15 protein-coding genes and 2 tRNA genes are annotated in these 16832 nt (G+C 48.3%); 8 read left to right on the top strand and 9 right to left on the bottom strand.

The features are described from left to right. The first annotated feature begins 318 nt into the window (after positions 1–318). From IJG50_00825 to IJG50_00815, 3 genes are read left to right on the top strand one after another with little or no spacing between them, the layout of a single operon-like run. On the top strand, positions 319–1584 hold the full coding sequence (locus IJG50_00825) for an AAA family ATPase (GenBank protein MBQ3378389.1): 1266 nt from the start codon (positions 319–321) through the stop codon (positions 1582–1584). 19 nt (positions 1585–1603) lie between these two features. Next, positions 1604–1780, top strand: coding sequence for a hypothetical protein (locus IJG50_00820; protein ID MBQ3378388.1), 177 nt, complete (start codon positions 1604–1606; stop codon positions 1778–1780). Positions 1781–1829: 49 nt separating this feature from the next. Continuing rightward, positions 1830–2669 carry a sigma-70 family RNA polymerase sigma factor gene (locus IJG50_00815; GenBank protein MBQ3378387.1) on the top strand — a complete coding sequence of 280 codons (840 nt, stop codon included), beginning with the start codon at positions 1830–1832 and terminating at the stop codon, positions 2667–2669. Between the two features lie 664 nt (positions 2670–3333). Here IJG50_00815 and IJG50_00810 read toward each other — a convergent pair. From IJG50_00810 to IJG50_00785, 6 genes are all read right to left on the bottom strand, one after another. After that, positions 3334–3420, bottom strand: a tRNA-Leu gene (locus IJG50_00810). A 19-nt stretch (positions 3421–3439) separates the two neighbouring features. Further along, positions 3440–3516, bottom strand: a tRNA-Arg gene (locus tag IJG50_00805). Positions 3517–3597: 81 nt separating this feature from the next. Beyond that, the gene (locus tag IJG50_00800) at positions 3598–4713 is read right to left on the bottom strand and encodes a hypothetical protein (protein MBQ3378386.1); all 1116 of its coding nucleotides are present in this window, start codon (positions 4711–4713) and stop codon (positions 3598–3600) included. Positions 4714–4724: 11 nt separating this feature from the next. Continuing rightward, positions 4725–6101, bottom strand: a complete 1377-nt coding sequence (locus IJG50_00795; protein ID MBQ3378385.1) for an MBOAT family protein — start codon at positions 6099–6101, stop codon at positions 4725–4727. Positions 6102–6122: 21 nt separating this feature from the next. Further along, the gene (locus IJG50_00790; GenBank protein MBQ3378384.1) at positions 6123–7337 is read right to left on the bottom strand and encodes a hypothetical protein; all 1215 of its coding nucleotides are present in this window, start codon (positions 7335–7337) and stop codon (positions 6123–6125) included. Between the two features lie 197 nt (positions 7338–7534). Continuing rightward, the gene (locus IJG50_00785) at positions 7535–7990 is read right to left on the bottom strand and encodes a MarR family transcriptional regulator (protein ID MBQ3378383.1); all 456 of its coding nucleotides are present in this window, start codon (positions 7988–7990) and stop codon (positions 7535–7537) included. Between the two features lie 132 nt (positions 7991–8122). Here IJG50_00785 and IJG50_00780 point away from each other — a divergent pair, with 132 nt between their 5' ends. The 5 genes from IJG50_00780 (at position 8123) to IJG50_00760 (ending at position 13119) form a co-directional block, all read left to right on the top strand. Beyond that, on the top strand, positions 8123–9580 hold the full coding sequence (locus tag IJG50_00780; protein MBQ3378382.1) for a citrate/2-methylcitrate synthase: 1458 nt from the start codon (positions 8123–8125) through the stop codon (positions 9578–9580). A gap of 301 nt (positions 9581–9881) precedes the next feature. Next, positions 9882–10655, top strand: a complete 774-nt coding sequence (locus IJG50_00775; protein MBQ3378381.1) for a nuclear transport factor 2 family protein — start codon at positions 9882–9884, stop codon at positions 10653–10655. 57 nt (positions 10656–10712) lie between these two features. After that, the gene (locus tag IJG50_00770) at positions 10713–11153 is read left to right on the top strand and encodes an Rrf2 family transcriptional regulator (protein ID MBQ3378380.1); all 441 of its coding nucleotides are present in this window, start codon (positions 10713–10715) and stop codon (positions 11151–11153) included. A gap of 162 nt (positions 11154–11315) precedes the next feature. Next, a complete protein-coding gene (locus tag IJG50_00765) occupies positions 11316–12170 on the top strand; it encodes a protein-ADP-ribose hydrolase (protein ID MBQ3378379.1) in 855 nt (284 codons plus the stop codon). Further along, a complete protein-coding gene (locus tag IJG50_00760) occupies positions 12130–13119 on the top strand; it encodes a hypothetical protein (protein ID MBQ3378378.1) in 990 nt (329 codons plus the stop codon). Before IJG50_00765 ends, IJG50_00760 begins: the two co-directional genes overlap by 41 nt. Before the next feature lie 202 nt (positions 13120–13321). On the opposite strand, the gene IJG50_00755 is transcribed toward IJG50_00760, so the two are convergent. The 3 genes from IJG50_00755 to rmuC all read right to left on the bottom strand — a co-directional run bounded on the left by IJG50_00755 (position 13322) and on the right by rmuC (position 16825). Next, positions 13322–14455, bottom strand: a complete 1134-nt coding sequence (locus IJG50_00755) for a response regulator transcription factor (protein ID MBQ3378377.1) — start codon at positions 14453–14455, stop codon at positions 13322–13324. A gap of 176 nt (positions 14456–14631) precedes the next feature. Beyond that, positions 14632–15498 carry an amidohydrolase family protein gene (locus tag IJG50_00750; protein MBQ3378376.1) on the bottom strand — a complete coding sequence of 289 codons (867 nt, stop codon included), beginning with the start codon at positions 15496–15498 and terminating at the stop codon, positions 14632–14634. Between the two features lie 22 nt (positions 15499–15520). Next, positions 15521–16825 carry a DNA recombination protein RmuC gene (rmuC, locus tag IJG50_00745; protein ID MBQ3378375.1) on the bottom strand — a complete coding sequence of 435 codons (1305 nt, stop codon included), beginning with the start codon at positions 16823–16825 and terminating at the stop codon, positions 15521–15523. Positions 16826–16832: the final 7 nt, after the last annotated feature.

Below are 16832 nucleotides of genomic sequence, written 5' to 3'. Positions count from 1 at the left end.
AAAAGAGGCATAGCTGCCTATGGTCGGATTACACAGGTACCTATGGTCGGATTACACAGGTACCTATGGTCGGATTACATACAGTAAATACATAAGACATAATACATAAGACGGCGGGGGCGCGCCGCAAAAGCGCGCTCCCCGCTTATCAAGAAAGGATTTTAACTTTGTTTAAAGAGAACATCTCAGATTATTGGCTACGGGATATCGCTAATCAGATTGGTGACGGCATAGTGAAGAGAAAGTCTTGTCATGAGATTGCCAAAAAAGCAATTGCCGAAATTAAAGCGGAAAAAAACTTAAGAAAGGACTTAGAGCATGATAAATAATTTTGATGCTCAAGATATTGAGCAAGCTATCATCGGAGCAATCCTTCTCGACGGAGAGGGTGCCTTGATAAAAGCGTCGGAGACGATTTGCGCCGAGGACTTCATGACTCCCGAATACAGGGACATGTTCGAGGCCGCGTATGCGCTGTCCGACGAGGGGGCAAATATTGATCATCTTACGGTAATGGCCTTGCTTGAGAAGAAGGGCAAGCCGATTGATAAAAAGATATGTATGGCCGCCATGGAAGCCGTACCGACGACGGCGGGGCTTTATGATTACTGCCTCATGCTGAAAGAGAAGAACGCGCAAAGACGGCTGTATGAGTTGAGCTTACAGATAAACGAAGATCTCATGACCGGCAAGGACAGCGGCGAGGTGACCGACGCTGTATTGTCCGAGCTTGAAGCGGCAAAGGGAAAGGACACAGATGCGAGGGAAGCGGCTTATAATTCCGACCTTATCGCGCTGACGAAAAGGCTTTCGAGCAACGAAAAGGTGATCGTCGCAACGGGCTTTAAGATGCTTGATAAAGCTTTGGGCGGCGGTCTTGTAAAAGGTGGCCTATACATATTGGCGGCGCGTCCGGCCGTTGGAAAAACGACGGTCGCGCTGGCAATAGCGCAGAACGCGGCGGCGCGCGGCGTTCCCGTGCTGTACTTCAATATGGAGATGGGCGCAGACCAAATAGCGGCGCGCCGCGTATCGCGTGACGCTGCTGTGCGGTATTTTAAGATTTTAAACGGAGATATGGACAAAGAGGAACGCGCCCGCGTTGTGGATGCAATAACGAGGCTTAATAAAAGCCGCTTCAAGCTCATAACGGGAAGGCCTACGACGGCGCAGATAAGCGCACAGATACGCCGTATGAAGGACAAGCCTGAGCTTGTAGTAATTGATTATATCGGGCTTTTATCGCGTCAGACGGGAGATACGCGCTCACGGTACGACGTTATGAGCGACTTTTCGGCGGAGCTTAAACAGATTGCCGTAAAGTTTAACATTCCGATTATATGCCTTGCTCAGCTTAACCGCGAAGCGGCAAAGGGTGCGCCTGAAGCATTTCATCTTCGGGACAGCGGCGCAATGGAGCAGGATGCCGACGGCGTTATATTGCTTTCGAACACGGAAACAGAGGGCACGGGCGGCAAACTGGGCGACTATAAAGGCCTGCTCTTTAAAGTGGCTAAGAACAGGCACGGCAAATGCGGGGAAATCCGCATGAAGATGTTCCCCGCCACGGGCATAATCGAATAATCGGCGAAAGGAGAAAAACATGGACGGACAATTTTTAAATGCATTGCTGGCTGCGGAAAGAAAAGCCGCACAGATTGAACGCTGTTACGGCGAGGGCTATGTTGACTTCAAATACTTCGGTATGCTCTTAGCCGAAGAACTGCGTGTGCGCGCCTTGCAGAAGCGTTCTCTTCATGCACACATGAAAGCCCGATAACAATCATGCCGCGCGCCCCGACAATATTATATCACGGGGGGCGCGGATTTTGGAAAAGAACAAGGAATATATGGCACTGATGGTACAGGCGGGGCATATGGAGTATTTAACGCCGCTGTGGGAAGCGGTGGAGCGGCTTTGCATGAAGCTCATGCGCGGATATGCGAAGCGGCTTGCCCTGCCTATCTGGATTGATGCCGAGGATATAACGCAGTGCGCGTATTTCGGTTTTCTCGATGCGGTGAAGGCGTATGATCCCAATAAGGGATTTGCATTCACTACGTATCTTGGCTTTCACCTTCGCAATGCTGCCGCAAGAGAGTCGGGACTGTCGCTTCGCAAGGGAGTGTACAGTGAAGTGAGCGGCGATGCATACGTAGACGAAGACGAGAGCATAACGCTTTTTGATACGATAGCCGATGAGAGCGCTTCAGCCGCAGACGAGGCGGCGGAGCTTTCGGACGTACAGGAAAGGATATTCGCGTCAATGCTTCGGCTTACCGAAACGCAGAGGCATATAATAAAGCTTCGCTTCTGGCACGGCGTATCGCTTGGTGAGATCGCGGCGGCATGGGACGTTGAGCGTTCCAATATCGCGGCGCAGTACAATGCGGCCTTGCGAAGGCTGCGGAGCGCGCCGGAGCTTCGGAGACTGTATGAGGATTACGGCAGACATTATCACGACAGCGCGCTGTGGCAGTCGATGTATATGTTCGGTCTTTCGGCCGAAGCGGCTGCGGTACGCCGCAAGATCGCACGGGAAGCGCAGATACGATATCTGTCATACGGGAAGCGGCAAGCTATGCTCAAGGCGGCGTATGACCGCATCGCAAAGCGTGAGGGCATGGGCGTGACGGAAGTCCGATATGCGCGAGAGGGCGCACAATGACGTGAGATAGGCGTTTACCGAAGGCGGCATATAATATGCCCACCGATCAAACGGGCAGAAAACGGCGAGAAGCGCGCTTCCACGGGCGGCGCGTCACGTTGGTAACAGCGTCGTAACAGCATACACGACCATATAAACGGCGTCGGACGGGCGGTTCGCCTGACTGCTAACAGTGAGCGTAACAGTGGGCGAAGGCCGTATGCGACGGGCGGCGCGTTCCCTGCTAACAGGCTCAAAACAGGGCGCAAGCATGAACGAAGGCACGTTATATCCACCTGCTAACAGGTGCGAAACAGGATACGAAAGAGAATATGAGGCGGCGTTTTTGTCCTGAGAACAGGGCAAATTCAGGACAGGAACGAACAAAGGCGGCAGATTTTAAAGGTCTGCCGCCGTTTGTTTTATGCATGAAATACGCCTTTTTTCGTGTAAAAATACGTGTGCCGTTTAAAAGTGTGCTACCGCCGATTTTTTATGCCCGAGAAACCCGCTTGCTGCCTCGGTTTTGGGGCTGTTTTTTAGTGTGCTACCGTGTGCTACCGAACGATATTTCAGCTTGATTTAACAAGATTTAACATTCTGCCGAAGACGCCAAAAACCCGCATAAACACTGGATTTCGGGCACTTTGAGAAAAAGAAACGGCAGTTAAAAAACTGCCGTTTTTGGTGCGGATAACAGGACTTGAACCTGCATGAACTTGCATTCACATGGACCTGAACCATGCGCGTCTGCCAATTCCGCCATATCCGCATATATAAGGAGACGTTATTGGCGTGCCTGGAGGGACTCGAACCCCCGACCTACTGGTTCGTAGCCAGTCACTCTATCCAGCTGAGCTACAGGCACATTTTTAACGCCTAAATATAATATCACACACTTTCTAAAAAAGCAAGGTTTTTTTTATTTTTATTTTAAATGCTTTTCAGGCTACTTTAAAAAAGCCCTTATATTAGTATCTTCGCTGAATTTTTTAAGGCCGTATATCACCAAGACCTCATCTATATCGTTCTCGTCTATATATTTCGTTACGCCGCTTTTATAATATCTCAGATCCAGAAGGTGTATCTCGCTAAAATGCGGCGTTAAGAACGGCGCAAGGCTGTCGCAGTAAGAATCTCGTATGATAAGCAGCTTCGGCGCAGTCTTGTTTTTCGTCTTTATGACTACGCGCGGAGAGTTGCCGCCCAAGAACACCTTATATTTATCCTTGACCGTCAGGTTCTCATAATAATAAAGCCCGCCCTTTTCAGGCTCGGGCGCATCATAGCGAAGAACCGTTATCTGCTCCGAGGGCACATATGCGTCTATTTCGTCCGGAGTCACCCATCGCGCGCCCGAAAGCGAATACAGCGTACCGTTGAAATCCTCAGTGAGCACGCTTTTTTCAAGATCGCAAAGCCTTATACATTTTATACCCATTTCATCGCACAATGCCGAATATCCGTAATATGCGCCCAGCGACGTCCAGTGATGGTCTGTGCGATAAAATATATATTCGTCATCATACTCTGACAGCGCGCTCTTGATGTCCGCGCCGCCGAGAGCATCATACGCCTCCGATATAAGCTTTTCTTCATCCGAAAGAGGCGCGCCCGAAGGCAGCTCATCCCGGTATATATACGCCGCAGTCGGTATAAGAGCAAAATACACGGGTGTTTTTACGCTTTCCTTAAACTTGTTTACGGCATTTACATTGTCTGAAAAAAGGCTCTCATCTACCGAAGGAAACGCTTCGATGAGTCTGTCATTTGCAAAGAAAACGCCGCCGTTCTCGCGCTTTCCCAAGGCGCGCTCGGATATGCTTTTAAGCGATATGAAGCCATCTCGAAAAACGAACTGGTCGTTTTCATACTGTTCGAAATCCGAGGTGAATTTCCCCGACATAAGCGCATCCGCAGAGAATTTGGGAAGCGTCTGCGCCATTCGGTTCTCCTGCTCCAGAAAATCCTTATCAGGCAGCAGGATGTTAATTAAAAAAGCCCCGAATATCGCCGCAAGGAATACGGCGCATAAAATATATTTAAATATGCGAGAGCCGTCCATATGCCCTCCTTCTAAAATCTGAAATAAAGGAACGGATTATACGTTGCATCTACGAGATACGCCGTGCAGACAACAAGTCCAAGTATCACGGCAACAAGGCAAAAGGCATATTGCGCCTTTTTTTTGAGCCTCGCGTACATCGTCTTTGCGAGCGGAGTCGATGCGGCTGCCATTATGATCATCAGTGGCAAATACGAGATAAGATAATACAGATCTGCAGGCTTAGCGCCCACTCCCGTAGCGCCGAACATCGCACCTATATATGAGACGAACGAAGATGCGTCTTCCACCGCAAAGATCACCCAGCCTATTATCACCACGAACATAGAATAAGCGACTCTTATGCCTGCGGGCAGCCTCTCGATAAGCTTTAAAAGGAACAGCTTTTCAATAACGAGAACAGCGCCGTAATAAAGACCCCATATAAGGAAATTCCACGCAGCTCCGTGCCATATTCCCGTAGCCGCCCATACTATGAGCAGATTGAGCATATGTCTCGGCACGCTCACACGGTTGCCGCCGAGCGGGATATACATATACTCCCGAAACCAGCTTCCAAGCGAAATATGCCATCTGCGCCAAAACTCCGTTATGCTTTTTGATATGTAGGGATAATCAAAATTTATCTTAAACTCAAAGCCGAACATCCTGCCGAGTCCTATTGCCATATCGGAATATCCCGAAAAGTCGAAGTATATCTGAAATGTGAAGGCAAGCGCGCCCAGCCATGCGCCCAGCGCGCTTACGGACGCAGGATCGCACGCCTTATATATATCCCACAACATGCCTATATTGTTGGCCAATAGCACCTTTTTGGCAAGACCGACCATAAACGTGCATATTCCGGCCGAAAAGCGGTCGGCCGTATGAGAGCGGCTCTCTATCTGCGAGGCGACGTCGCGGTATTTTATTATCGGGCCGGCTATGAGCTGAGGAAAGAGCGTAACGAACGTGGCGAAGCTTACAATATTCTTCTGAGCCTTTGCGTCCGCCCTGTAAACGTCAATTATATAAGACATCTTCTGAAACGTATAAAACGATATGCCGACCGGCAAAGCTATGCCCGGCGCTCTCATACCTATATTGGTAAAGATAAAGTCGGTATATTTAAAAAACACAAGCAGTCCCAGATTCAAAACTACCGACATGGCAACAAACGCTTTTGCCGCTTTTTTGTTTTCACGGTTTTTTTCAATGAGTATGCCGAATATATAGTCAAACAGCACGGATGCGGCCATCACCGCTATGTAAACAGGTTCTCCCCAGCCGTAAAAAACAAGGTTCGCAATAAGCAGCACAACATTTCGCCACTTTAAAGGAGTAATGTAATAAACAAGCAGCGTCACGGGAAGATATATAAATAAAAACAGCGTCGTACTAAATACCATTATTGTACTCCCATAAGCGGCTTACGGCGTATGCGTCCTAAGATATTTGACCCATATTCTGCAGGCTTCATTTGTAAAGTGGATCCCGAGAGAATTAAGGTCGCTGCAAAGCTCATCGGGCAGGCATCCGTTTTCATCTCGCAGAGCATACGCAACGTCTACAAAATAATAGCCCTCCTCGCGGCACATTTTATAAAGCTCAAGATTATATTCAAATATCTTTTTATTGTCCGGCTCGCCCACGAAACCGGCTATTCTCGGCGTTACGGACTGGATATATATCTGTACATCGGGCGAAGCCGCCTTTATTTCATCGATAAGCGTGCGAAGATTAGATACCGTAAGCGTTATCGACGCCCATGTAAGGTCATTGACTCCCAGCATTATGTAAACCTTTTTCGCTCCTGTCTGCGCAACGTTCTCCCAAATCGTACGTTTTACTCCGTTGTAGGACGGATGAAGGGATTCGGTAGTCACCTCCGAAAGTGCGTTCGAAGCGCCGAGGCTCGTTGAGCAGAGAAATTTCGCCTCTCCCATAAAGCCGGACTCCTCACGGCGCATCTGCGTAACATACATCTGAAGCTTCTGTGTTATGGAGTCTCCTATAAATACCGCATCGTTAAAATACGCGTCATTTACGGGATTTGATTCCTCGATACCGAGCGGGATCGACGTCGTAAGCGACGGATAATTTGCGGGGTCGGCGTCGTCTTCAAATCCGAGGCTCTCATTTGATATATAAAGCTCATACGGCGGCACTATCTCATATCCCGCGTAGCGATAAACGTAGATAAGCTCCTCTACGGCGCTTTCAAACTGTTCGAAGCTTGAAAACGAGGCCATATCAACGCATACTACGCTTCCCCAGCGCGTATTATCAACAAAAGTATACTTATCTGTTTGCTCTCCCGTAAACCATAAGGTCGGCTCGACAAGATAATTTACGTTGTCATGCTTTAATATAAGTCTGTCTTCGGCGCCCGAAAGATATGAAAAAGAAACATCCTTCTCCGAAAGGAATTTTTCAGTTTCCTGTTTATCCGCATTCTTTTTTGCCGCGCAAAAAACAAGCGTTACTTTTTTGGTCGTAGAATTTATTTTTCCTATTATATCAGCGTAAGTCTCTTCGGCCGGCTCTTCTGATTCGGCAAAGATCCAGCTGCAGCCGCTGACAAGAAAAATCGATGAGAATAACGAAATAATGAGAATTATAGTGAGGATATTTTTTGCCTTCAATTTCCACGCCCGCCTCTTGAAAAATATTGTGTTTAATAGGGACAGATAAAGTATAGCATAAACAAATGAAAATGTGTCGAAAAAAATAAAAAATTTATGTAATCTCAAGTTGACAAAATCTGAGCGTGTTTTTCGAGGGCTTTTATTCTATTTATACAACGTCGGAAACACGCGGCAAAAAAATGCGCGCACCGAATTTATTTTTCAATTTTTCTCAGTATATGTGCAACGTTTAAAGCGGACTCTTCAAGCGTCTTTATATCGTCCTGCGAAAGCAGAGAAAGCTTCTTAAGCACATGCTTACACATGTCCGTGCGTATCCCGCGCATAAACGACATTCCTTTTTCAGACAGCCGTATATAGACGGCGCGCCTGTTCGTCTTATCATAAAACCGTTCCAATAATCCCGCGTCGACCAGCGGCGCGACTATCCGCGTCGCCTGCTCTTTCGACGAAGATATGCAAAGCGCGGTCTGCGACATATTCATTTGTCCGTAAGAGATCAGCGCAGTCAAAAGAAGGAATTGTACTTTCGTTATATGGCGCACACGTTCGTCCGTATTTTCATACAGAGCGTCAAAAAAAATGCGCCGGAATACGGGAAACAGCTCAAACACTACCGATATTGCTTCTCTGCTTTCATCGTCATACATATTTTTCACCCCATTCATATGATAAAACCAAGCGCCGTTAAAGTCAAGGTATATATTTGATATTATATAATTATTGACTTTTATCAATTATTGTGTTATGCTTGTTTTAATATATTACGAAAGGAGTCTCCCATGAATCACTACGTTCATCACAAAAGAAAGGACGGGCTGCCCTCTTTAAGAGAAGCCTCTCCCTACAATAAAAAGCTTATCGACTATGCAAATGATCATGCAAAATATTGTCTCGACGCCTCGTCAATAGACACGGAGCTTTATAATAAATACGGCGTAAAACGGGGACTGAGGGACCTTGACGGACAGGGAGTGCTTGCCGGACTTACGACGATATCGTCTATAAAGGCGTTCGACCAAAAGGACGGCGAAAGAGTTCCCTGTGAAGGGGAGCTTCGTTACAGAGGCTACGATATAATCAAGCTTGTTGAAGGCGCGGCGTCCGAAAGGCGCTTCGGATTTGAGGAAACGGCGTATCTCCTGCTTTTCGGTTCCCTTCCGTCTTCACGCGAGCTTTCCAATTTTAAAAATATACTTGCCGTAAGCAGCTCGCTACCCAAAAATTTCACCAGGGACGTTATCATGAAGGCGCCGAGCTACGATATGATGAACTCGCTTGCGCGCAGCGTGCTTACGCTTGCCTCATACGACAAGGATCTTACCGACCCGTCCATTGAAAACGTACTGCGGCAATGTCTCTTTCTTATAAGCGTACTGCCGCGCCTCGCAGTTTACGGATATCACGCCTACAACCATTACGAACGCGGCGAAAGCCTGTATATACATAACCCGCAGCGCAATCTTTCGGCCGCCCAGAACATCCTTCGCATGCTTCGTCCCGATATGCGCTTTTCTGACCTTGAGGCTCACGTGCTCGATCTTTCGCTCATACTCCATATGGAGCACGGCGGCGGCAACAATTCCACCTTCACAACGCACATCGTAAGCTCGGCGGGCTCCGACACATATTCCGTTATGGCTGCGGCGCTGTCCTCATTAAAAGGTCCCAGGCACGGCGGAGCGAATATTAAGGTAGTCCAGATGATGGACGACATAAAGCGTCACGTGCGCGACGTCTCCGATGAGGAAAAGCTTTCACGTTATCTTCTCAGGCTCCTCAGAGGCGAGGCTTTCGACAAAAAGGGGCTCATATACGGTATGGGACACGCCGTATATTCGCTTTCCGACCCGCGCGCCAAGGTGTTTAAGCGCTTTGTAGAGCTTTTGGCCGAGGAAAAGGGCCTTTCGGATGATTTTGCGCTTTACAGCTCAGTGGAACGCCTTGCGCCCAAAATAATAGCCGAGGAGCGAAAGATATATAAAGGCGTAAGCCCCAATGTAGACTTTTACAGCGGATTTGTCTATAACATGATGGGCATACCGTTGGAGCTTTATACGCCTATATTCGCCATGGCGCGCATAGTCGGCTGGAGCGCGCACAGGCTTGAGGAAATAATAAACGCGGGGAAAATAATACGTCCCAACTACATGAGCGTGACCGATGACCGCGAGTATACGCCTATTAACAAAAGAGGCGCCCGCGCCGCTCACGGCGTCGTCTTAAATAAAGATCGCTGATATGCATATAAAAAAGGCGCCCTCTTAGGCGGGCACTCATAAGAAAGTATCAAACGAAAAACCGAAAAGAGGCGCCGTCTGAATATGTTGGCAAAACAGTATACGCCGGTCGTCGGATCATCTCCGATGGCCGGCGTCTCTTTTTTATCGCTTTCTCCCCCAAAATCAGGGCAAAAAAACTTTTAAAAAAGCTTTGATGTAACTATTGACATTACAACAATGGCGTGTTATATTAACATCGTCAGATGAAACTACAGCGGTTACATCAAGAAATCAAAAACAAGTTCAGGAGGAAACTACAATGACTAATATCGAAAAAGCTCTGGCCCTTATCAACTGCTTTGCTACCGGCGATACCGAGACTGCTAAGGGACTTTTGGCTCCCGGTTACATCCAGCACAACCTCGCCTACGGCACCGGCGCCGACGCCTTCGTCGGCAGCGTTGCCTACCTTGGCTCCGCTTCCGTAAAGACCACTGTCAACAATATCCGTGCTTTTGAGGACGGCGACAAGGTGTTCTTACATACCGTATACAATTTCGCGGGTATGGGCGAGCAAGTCGCATTCGACATCTTCCGTTTTGACGCTGACGGTAAGATCGCAGAGCACTGGGACAACCTGACTTCCAAGGCTGATCCGAATCCTTCAGGCCGCACCCAGATCGACAACGTCGCTCCTGTCAAGGATGTCGAAAAAACTGAAGCGAACCGTGAGCTGGTCAAGAACTTCCTGTATGACGTAATGCAGGGCAACGACCCACAGAAAACACCTGACTACTTTGATGGTGATACCTACATCCAGCACAACACCGGCATCGCAGACGGCCTGTCCGGACTTGGCACTGCTCTCGCAGCTCTTGCCGAAGCAGGTATCCAGATGATCTATACTACTGTACATCAGGTGCTGGCGCAGGGCGATTACGTTCTCGCAGTTTCCGAGGGCACTTTAGGCGGCGCTCCCACCTCCTACTATGATCTTTGGAGAGTGGAGAACGGCAAGATCGCCGAGCACTGGGACGTGATGGAGACCATCGCTGCGAAGGATACATGGCAGAATCAGAACGGCAAGTTCTAATGTAACCATTGAAATTACATAAGAAACGTAGTAAAATGGCAGCCGGAGGTGTTTTATATGCAGATATCAAGCAGATTTACAGTCGCCCTGCATATCTTCACCTGTGTGGAAACTTTTAAGAATGAATACAAGGTCACGAGCGATTTCCTTGCGGGAAGCATAGGGACCAATCCGGTCATCATTCGAAAGATCCTTACACAGCTGCAGAACGCGGGACTGATCACGGTCGCCAGAGGCACCGGAGGAATAGAACCCACAAGGGCTTTGTCGGAGATATCCTTTTATGACGTATACCAGGCGATCGAAGCCGTGGAGAACGGAGACCTCTTCCGTTTTCACGAGCATCCGAGCCCTGAGTGTCCCGTAGGCAGGAACATTCACATGCTTCTTGATGAAAAGCTGAAAGCCATCCAGAATGCGATGGAAGAAGAAATGAAGAAGTATACGATCGAGGATCTGCGTTCAGGGATGCAGTGCATCCTGAAAGAAGAAGCCTGACGTATATGGGGCTCCGCAACAGTCCTTTTTTGGGGGCCTTTTTAAGGAAAGGTACAAAAAAATGACGACGGGATCACACATGTGATCCGACAAAAGAACTGCCTGCACTGCGGAAACCGCATGACGTCATGCCCGGTCGGCGCGGCAGAAAAGAGGTAAACCATGAGTGAAGAAAGAACACAAGCAGAACGTCTTGATTACCTCGTAGAGGCATTCAAGGAAGATTCCGGCGAATATAAAGATCTCCAGACGCCGGCAGATACGAACGGCAAGCGCCGTATCCTTCGGTCTCTGATGAACATTCGTATGCCGCGAAAGATGGCTCCGGCCGTTCTTGAGGTCCAGGATGAATATCTGCAGGACCGGATCAGGGAAAACGGTATCGTAACTCTTTCAGAGATCCCCACGATCGCGGATAGGGGCAGTACTCATCCGTTCGCGGATCGTATCTCCGTCTGGCAGGGCGATATCACAAGGCTGGAGGTCGATGCGATCGTGAATGCGGCCAATTCGCAGATGCTTGGATGTTTCGTCCCGATGCATACCTGTATCGATAACTGCATCCATACCTTTGCAGGCATTCAGCTTAGGGCTGAGTGCTATCGTCAGATGAATCAGCTGAGGATCCGTTACGGCAAAGATTATGAGCAGCCGACAGCCGTTCCGATGCTGACGGACGGCTATAATCTTCCGGCAAAGAAAGTGATCCATATCGTCGGCCCGATCGTTCAGTATCAGCTTACTCCAAATCTGGAGAAAGACCTTGCGGACTGTTACCGAAATACGCTTGATATGTGCCTGGAAAACGGGCCAAAAAGCGTGGCCTTCTGCTGCATCTCAACCGGTGTTTTTCACTTCCCGAACAAGAGTGCTGCAGAGATCGCTGTGAAGACTGTGACCGATTGGCTTAGCACACACCCGGAGACTATGGAAAGGGTGATCTTCAATGTTTTCAAGGATGAGGACAAGCAATACTATGAAACAGAATTATTCCGAAATGCCAAACGGCTATCTTGAGACCATACAGAAAGGGATCGCCGGCGTTCGACGTTTCAGCTCCGGCGTCTCACGCGGGATCGGAACACGCCAGGAGAACCTGGGTCGACTGAAAAAAGAAATCGATACTGCCAACGCCATCGTGATCGGCGCGGGAGCCGGCCTCTCTACTGCTGCGGGATTTACCTACAGCGGGGAACGGTTTGAAAAGTATTTCTTCGACTTTGCTGTAACCTTTGGTATCCGGGATATGTACTCCGGCGGGTTCTATCCCTTCCCCGATAACGAGACCCGATGGGCCTGGTGGGCAAGGCATATTTATTTCAATCGTTACAGGGAAGCTCCAAAATCTGTGTATCGGGATCTGTACGAGCTTATAAAAGACAAGGATTACTTTGTCGTCACAACAAACGTGGACCATCAGTTCCAGACAGCCGGTTTTGATAAAAAGCGGCTCTTCTATACCCAGGGCGATTACGGTTTGTTCCAGAGCGTTAATCCCCGGATCCGGAAAACCTACGATAATGAAGATTGGATCATGCGGGCGATGGAAGCGCAGGGGTTTATTAGGAATAAAGACGGCGTCTTTGACGTTCCGGCTGACAGAAATATCTCCATGCGGATCCCGACAGAGCTGATCCCGAAATGCCCTGATGACGGAAGTGACATGACCATGAATCTTCGGTCGGACGACTCTTTCGTAGAGGACGAAGGATGGCATAAAGCTTCTGCGGCATATTCTGATTTCCTGAAAAGGCATGAAGGTCTGCATGTGCTGTTTCTTGAGATCGGGATCGGAGCCAACACCCCTGTCATCGTGAAATATCCATTTTGGCAGATGACAAATGACAACGAGAACGCAGTCTACGCATGCCTGAATTATAATGAAGCCTGCTGCCCGAAGCAGATAGAAAAACGATCGATCGTGATCGATGGAGACAGTGGAAATGTGATCCGACAGCTTATGTAAGTTAATTGAGAAAACGTCGAAAGTCGATTTAAGTGTTTTGCCCGCCGAAAAATTTACGTTTTCGGCGGGTTTTCATCTATGCCTAAAAAACGCCTCTGCCGTATAAAAATACGCCGACGCGCCGTCTTTTAAGTATTAGGACCTCTTTTTTGAAAGTCTTTGACGTGTCAAAAAAAGCACGCTTCTGCGTGCTTTTTTATCTTTACAATCCCCATTTCATGGTTTTAAGCCTTGAGATCGCATCAACGCGCGTTGAAACATCCAGCTTGTTGAATATATTTTTTATATGCGTCTTAACCGTAAAAATACTTATATAGAGCCTGTTCGCTATCTGCTGATTGTTAAGACCCTCGAGCATAAGCCCTATTACCTCTTTTTCGCGGCTCGTAAAGCGGCTGTTGTCGATCGATTCGTCCGCCGTCCGCCTCTGCCCGTGGAGCATACTATGATCCGGCGGCAGCTTCTTTTTGTCCAAAATATTTATATAGATACTCTTTTTAACGTTCTTCTCATATATGGCGGTATCCGCCGAAAGATTGATAATATAATCCTCAAGATCTATTAAGGCGCTGTCGGTAAACTCGTTTATCGGCATTCCTATTTTTTCTTCTATTATATTCAGCATATCGCGGTTTATAAAATATATGTCTTTTTTGTTTGTTATGCGCGAGGCGCAGAACATATATGCGGAGCTGCTGAAAACGATATCGCACGAATCGTCGGCAATGGCGAAGCCGCAGTTTAACGTATCCGTATATCTTTTTATCATATCGACCGTGGTCTGAAGCTCAACATGCTTCTTATAAAGCATGAAGCTGTCGGTGAACGCTCTTGCCGTAAGCTCCAAAAGCTCTATCTCCTTTGGGGTAAAATCAGGCTCGTCCAGCGTCTTGAAAATATTCATAGCATACACGGGGAACTCCGATACTACGGCAGTAGTAATGCTTGCGAAGTAGCCCAGATTATAGCTTGCCATAAGCTGCCCGTAAGACGTCTTTTGATACTCTTCAAGGCTCATGAAGTCGGTCAGCTTAAAAAGACTGTTGCTCTTTGCGGAATGCGCCTTTTTGCTGAACTCCCAAAGGATCGCGTCCTGCTTATAAAACTCCTCCTTGTAGAGCGAAAGCAGATCGGGACTTATCGAATCGCTGTCTATCTCCTGCACGTACCGCGAGCGGTCGTTTTTTTGCGCAAATACGACGTAAGTAGTGCGGCGATAGCCGAAAATCGTATTGAGCGCGCCCAGGGCGTTGCGTATGAACGCCTCGTAATGCTGGTTTATATATCTGTAAAAGCGATTGACTTTCATAACGTCATCGGCAGTAAGAAGCGACAATGGTATTACTCCTCCCCTTTTTTGCATCTAATATACCATGTATGATCATAATACTATCTATTATGATATCACTCTGTTTATATCATTTCAATCATATTTTTATGTAATGCCGCCATTTTTTTCAACAAAAGCATTAAAAAAGCACCGCGCCGAAACGCAATGCTTTTTTGCATGGATCATTTAACGAATTGCTTCATTTTTCCGAAAACATTAAGGGCATTTTTATAAAAGAACTTCTCGTGATGCTCGAAAGGAACGATCTCGGACATTATCTCTATATAACCTTCCATATTTACTAACGGCCAGTCGGTGCCGTACATGAACTTTTCAAAATTGCCTAAGTAGCGCATCCATGTGCGCACATGGTCGGCGTAACCGCCGTATTCTTCAAAAAAGCTCTTTGCGTTTATATTGCCCGCAAGCATGCCCGAAAGATCTATGAATACATTCTCCTTTCGCGCCGCCTGCGTGGCGTCGATTATCCATGGGTTCCCATAATGCGCTATAACGAACGTCGTGTCCGGAAACTCGGCCGCCGCGTCGTCCACTGTAAGCGGGTGCGCATATTTTATCTTCCCTCCCGGCATGGCCGTATCTCCCGTATGCACGACTACCGGCACTTTGTACGCAGCCGCAAGCTCAAAAAACGGCTTGTACATATCATCGTATATATAAGCCTGATGATAGCCCACATATGCCTTGAGGCCTACGCAGCGCGGCGTTTTAAGTATCTTCTCGTACTCATCAAGCACCGTATGCGCGTTTTCTTTGGTAAGTCCGCGCGGATTTATGCCTACGCAGAAGCATGTGAATTCTGGATAATTGTAAGGCTCCGGCTCCATATTCTTATCGAGATTAAAAAGAGTGGGAGCGGCGGGCTCGTCCGAAACCGGAACGTTTCCCATACCTATCCCCATGATTATGCCCAGCCTTTTGAACTCGCGTTCCAAATATGAAAAGCTGTTCTCTCCTCCGGCCGCCTTTGCTATGGCTTCAAAGTATTCGTTTTGGGTGTAATGGATGTGCGCGTCTATTATTCTCATATGCGTCTCCCGTAGTGTTTTTTTATTCGTCAAACAAAGAGCCGCTCTCCCCTTCGGGAAGCGACGTCACGCCCTTTAATTTGCGCTGTATGGCGCGAGTGCGCACTCCCACGAGCTTATCTATCTCATCGTTTGCCGCCAATATCTTCTTCTGGGCCGCAGAAAGCGCTTCTCCGAATTTTTCAAACTCTGTCTTTACGCCGCCCAAAACAGCCCACACCTCGCTTGAATGCTTCTGTATGGCAAGCGTGCGAAAGCCCATCTGAAGGCTGTTTAGAAGCGCCGCCATAGTTGTGGGGCCGGCAATGGTTATCTTATAATCGCGCGAAAGCTTCTCCACCATATCGCGGCGCACAGCCTCGGCGTAAAGCCCCTCGAACGGCAGAAAAAGTATACCGAAATCCGTCGTGTTCGGCGGGTCTATGTATTTGTCGCGTATATCCTTCGCGCACTGTTTTATTCGCAGCTCAAGGGCGCGCGCCGCTTCCGTTACGGCCGCCTGGTCGCCCGCATCGTAAGCGTCAACGAGGCGCGAATAAAGGTCGGCGGGAAATTTTGCGTCTATCGGCAGGTATACGGGCTCGTCTCCGTCGCCCGGCAGCACTATTGCATATTCGACAAAATTCTGGGTGCCCTTTTTCGTCACTACGTTGCTTACATACTGTGAAGGCGAAAGTATCTGCTCAAGTATTGCTCCAAGCTGCAGCTCTCCCAATATGCCGCGTGTTTTCACATTGGAAAGCACCTTTTTAAGGTCCCCCACGCCCGATGCGAGAGTCTGCATCTCCCCGAGCCCCTTGTATACCTCTTCAAGCCGCGCGCTGACAAGCCCGAACGATTGATTTAAGCGTTCGTTCAATGTTTTTTGAAGCTTTTCGTCGACCACCTCGCGCATTGCGTCGAGCTTTTTGTTGTTGTCTTCCTGCATGGCGTTAAGCCTTGTCTCCACCGAGGCGCGTATTCCCTGCAGCTGCTGCTCGTTTTGCGCCGCAAAGCCGTTTAAGCGCTCCTCCATCTGCAAAAGCGAAGCCGAAACATTCCTCAAAAGCGCATTCTGTCCCTCGCGCAGATTGTCCGAAAGCTCCATAAGGCGCTTGTCCTGCACCTCGGATGTGCGCGACTGCACGTCCGTTATTGCCGAACCGAACGACTGCATCATTTTCGACTGTGTTTCTGCGCTTTCAAGCCTTCCCGCGCGAAGCTCGTCCGCCATCAGTCGTTTAAGCTCCGCCGAAAGCTCGTCGTTCTTTCGCTTCTGTCCCATCAGCATATAGATAAGCATAACAACAAGTATGACTAAAAGCGCAAGCGCTATGATAATAAGCATATCAGTC

It is taken from the genome of Clostridia bacterium (genome assembly GCA_017405765.1).
In the GTDB taxonomy this organism is placed as follows: domain Bacteria; phylum Bacillota; class Clostridia; order Oscillospirales; family RGIG577; genus RGIG577.
This window is presented reverse-complemented; position numbering and strand designations above follow the sequence as displayed.

Coding starts and splice junctions, on each gene's coding strand:
- IJG50_00825 (MBQ3378389.1), top strand. CDS start 319: ATGATAAATAATTTTGATGCTCAAGATATTGAGCAAGCTATCATCGGA.
- IJG50_00820 (MBQ3378388.1), top strand. CDS start 1,604: ATGGACGGACAATTTTTAAATGCATTGCTGGCTGCGGAAAGAAAAGCC.
- IJG50_00800 (MBQ3378386.1), bottom strand. CDS start 4,713: ATGGACGGCTCTCGCATATTTAAATATATTTTATGCGCCGTATTCCTT.
- IJG50_00795 (MBQ3378385.1), bottom strand. CDS start 6,101: ATGGTATTTAGTACGACGCTGTTTTTATTTATATATCTTCCCGTGACG.
- IJG50_00785 (MBQ3378383.1), bottom strand. CDS start 7,990: ATGTATGACGATGAAAGCAGAGAAGCAATATCGGTAGTGTTTGAGCTG.
- IJG50_00780 (MBQ3378382.1), top strand. CDS start 8,123: ATGAATCACTACGTTCATCACAAAAGAAAGGACGGGCTGCCCTCTTTA.
- IJG50_00775 (MBQ3378381.1), top strand. CDS start 9,882: ATGACTAATATCGAAAAAGCTCTGGCCCTTATCAACTGCTTTGCTACC.
- IJG50_00770 (MBQ3378380.1), top strand. CDS start 10,713: ATGCAGATATCAAGCAGATTTACAGTCGCCCTGCATATCTTCACCTGT.
- IJG50_00765 (MBQ3378379.1), top strand. CDS start 11,316: ATGAGTGAAGAAAGAACACAAGCAGAACGTCTTGATTACCTCGTAGAG.
- IJG50_00760 (MBQ3378378.1), top strand. CDS start 12,130: ATGAAACAGAATTATTCCGAAATGCCAAACGGCTATCTTGAGACCATA.
- IJG50_00750 (MBQ3378376.1), bottom strand. CDS start 15,498: ATGAGAATAATAGACGCGCACATCCATTACACCCAAAACGAATACTTT.
- rmuC (MBQ3378375.1), bottom strand. CDS start 16,825: ATGCTTATTATCATAGCGCTTGCGCTTTTAGTCATACTTGTTGTTATG.